Origin of the sequence: Streptomyces sp. 8L (assembly GCF_020176795.1) — a bacterium.
In the GTDB taxonomy this organism is placed as follows: Bacteria; Actinomycetota; Actinomycetes; order Streptomycetales; family Streptomycetaceae; genus Streptomyces.
Map to the genome: position 1 here is coordinate 1 of NZ_JAIUKE010000231.1, position 2,842 is coordinate 2,842.

The 2,842-nt window shown below is 76.0% G+C and carries 2 protein-coding genes; both read right to left on the bottom strand.

The genetic code is table 11. The features are described 5' to 3' along the window. Window positions 1-144: 144 nt before the first annotated feature. Window positions 145-1,485, bottom strand: a complete 1,341-nt coding sequence (locus LCE31_RS19955) for a M16 family metallopeptidase (protein ID WP_225016023.1) — start codon at window positions 1,483-1,485, stop codon at window positions 145-147. Then, on the bottom strand, window positions 1,482-2,768 hold the full coding sequence (locus tag LCE31_RS19960) for a M16 family metallopeptidase (protein ID WP_225016024.1): 1,287 nt from the start codon (window positions 2,766-2,768) through the stop codon (window positions 1,482-1,484). The genes LCE31_RS19955 and LCE31_RS19960 overlap by 4 nt, the downstream gene beginning before the upstream one ends. Window positions 2,769-2,842: the final 74 nt, after the last annotated feature.

Sequence of the window (2,842 nt, forward strand, 5' to 3'; positions counted from 1 at the left end):
CCTCCCTATCACCGCCGCGGGGGGGCCCCCCGCCCCCCCCCCCGGCCGGCCGCCCCCCCCCCGCCGGGGCCCCCCGGGGGGGGGCCCCCGCCGGGGGGGGGGGGGGGCCCCGGCCCCCCGGCCCGCGCCGTCCGGGTGCCCGGCTCACGCCCGTACGACGAGGAGCTCCCCCGGCCAGGCGTCGCGTACGGCGGCCTCGGTCTTCGACGCGTCGCCCACGACCACCAGGGACAGGCCGTCGAACGGCAGCTGGGCGGCCAGGGCGGCGGAGGCGGACTCCGCCGTGACGTCGCGCACCGTGTCCTGCCACTGGTTGAAGAAGCCGGGCGGCAGGCCCTCGGACACATAGCCCGCCACCTGGTCCGCCAGGGCGTCGCCGGTCTGGAAGGCGACCGGGCCCACACGCAGGAAGCAGTCCGCCGCGATGTCCCGTTCCGCCGGGCCGACGCCGCCCGCGACCGTCGTGCGCACCACCTCGGCGAGATCGGCGAGGGCGGCCCCTGTCACCCCGGTCTCCACAGCGCAGGCGATGGTCGTGAGCCCGCCGCGGCGCAGCGGGTGGTTCCCGGCGAAGACGCCGTACGTGTACCCCTTCTCCTCGCGCAGGACCGTGCTCAGCCGGGAACCGATGTGGCCGCCCAGCGCGTACGTACCGACCCGCAGCGACGCCCAGTCGGGGCTGTGCCGGTCGATGGAGGGGATGCCGGCGCGGATCGCGCTCTGCACCGCGCCCGGCCGGTCCACGAGGAGCACACGCGGCCCGGCCGCCACGGGCTCCCGCGCCACGGTGGGCGCGGCCGTGCCGGTCCACGCCCCGAACGCGGCGTCGACGAGCGCGTCGGTGTCGGTGTCGCGGAAGTCGCCCGCGAGCACGAGCGTCGCCGCCGACGGCGCCACGGTCCGCTCGTGGTAGGCGCGTACGGCGGCCACGTCGAGCGCGTCCAGGTCGGCCGCGGTGCCTCCGAGGGGCCGGCTCAGCCGGCTCTCCGGGGTGAACAGGACGGCGTTCAGTTCGAGGTACGCGCGGTACTCGGCCCGCGCGCGGCGCTCCTCGATCGCGTCCCGCTCCTCCCGCACGACGCGCGCGAACTCCTTCTCCGCGTAGGCGGGCCGCATCATGCTGGCGGCCAGCAGGCCGAGCGCTTCGCCGAGCCTGGCCGTCGGCGCCGTCAGCCCGGCCACCGGCCCCTCGTGCCCGGCGCTTGCCCAGTACGACGCCCCTATGGCCTCGATCCTGCGGGCGAAGGCGGGCGCGTCGAGTTCCTCGGTGCCCTCGGTCCACAGGCCGGCGGCGAGGGAGGCCGTGCCGTCCCGGCCCTCGGCCGCGAGCGGAGCGTCGAAGACGAGTCGTACAGCGGCGAGTTCGCGACCGGGAAGGTCGTACACGAGGACGTCGAGCCCATTGCCGAGGCGGCGCGAGCGCGGTGCGGGGAAGACCCAGGGCGCGGGCGCGGAGATCGTGGGGCGGGGAAGGACGCCGGTCATGCCTGGGCACTCCGTTCGGGGTGGTAGACGACGCGGGCGGAGCGCTCGGGCAGCAGGTCCGCGGCGGCGCGCCGCACCTGCTCCGCTGTGACCGCGCGCAGCCGGGCGACGACGCCGTCGGCGAGCGCGGCGTCGCCGTGCAGGCAGGCGAACCGCCCGTACTGGTCGGCCCGGCCGGCGAAGTCGGCGGTCTCGTCCAGCCATTCCCGCTCGGCCAGCGCGCGGGCGCGCGGCAGTTCGTCACCGGTGGGTCCGGTGGCGGCGAACGCCCGCAGCTCCTCGTCGAAGTGGCGTTCGAGCACCGCGGGGTCCGCGCCGACGCGGCCCTTGACGACGAGCGCGGCGGAGGAGTCACCGCGCGCCTGGCGCAGCAGGACCGGGGAGACGTGGCGGGCCACTTGCGCGTCGTGCACCATGCGCAGGCCGAGCCGGCTCGCCGTGCCGCCGGCGAGGATCTGGAGCGCGAGCTCCGCCGCGTCGGCCTGCGGTGTGCCGTCGCGCGCGACGCGCCACAGCGCGTACACGGCGGGGGCGGGCACGTCCTCGCGCAGGTCCAGCCGGAGCGGCCCGGTCAGCGGTCCGAGATGTTCCGGCTCCGGCTGCTCAGGGGCGGGCGCCGCGCTCAGGCGGCCGAAGTACCGCTCCACCCGGGCGAGGGCATCGTCGGCGGAGATGTCGCCCACCAGGGTCAGGACGGCGTTCGACGGCCGGTAGTGGCGCCGGTAGAAGTCGGCGCACTCGGTGAGGCTCGCGGCGTCGAGGTGTTCCATCGAGCCGATGGTGTCGTGGTGGTACGGGCTGCCCGGCGGGAACGCCAGCCGGTGCAGGCGCTCCCAGGCCGTGCCGTAGGGCTGGTTGTCGTAGCGCTCGCGGCGTTCGTTCTTCACGACGTCGCGCTGGTTGTCCAGGTTCTCCTGGGTGAGGCCTGCGAGCAGTCCCGTCATGCGGTCGGCCTCCAGCCACAGGGCGAGGTCGAGCGCGCCGGTGGGAAGGGTCTCGAAGTAGTTGGTGCGCTCGAACCAGGTCGTCGCGTTCAGGTCGGCCCCGCCCGCGTCGAGGAGCCCGAAGTGCTCCCCGGAGGCCACGTTCTCGGAGCCCTGGAACATCAGGTGCTCGAAGAGGTGCGCGAGCCCGGTCCGCTCGGGGTCCTCGTGGCGCGAGCCCACGTCGTACCAGATGTTGAGGGCGACGGCGGGCGCGGACCTGTCGGGGCGGACCACGACCCGCAGCCCGTTGTCGAGGGTGTGGGTGGTGGGCCCGTTCGTGGGCGGGGAACTGGTCACGGAGTCTCCTGCTCGGTCGGGGACGCGACATGGGACGTGCGACCGAGGCGCGCGGCGCGGGCCCCGGGGTGGGT

Excerpts from the sequence above, each read along its gene's own strand:
- LCE31_RS19955 (WP_225016023.1), bottom strand. The coding sequence starts at position 1,485 with ATGACCGGCGTCCTTCCCCGCCCCACGATCTCCGCGCCCGCGCCCTGG.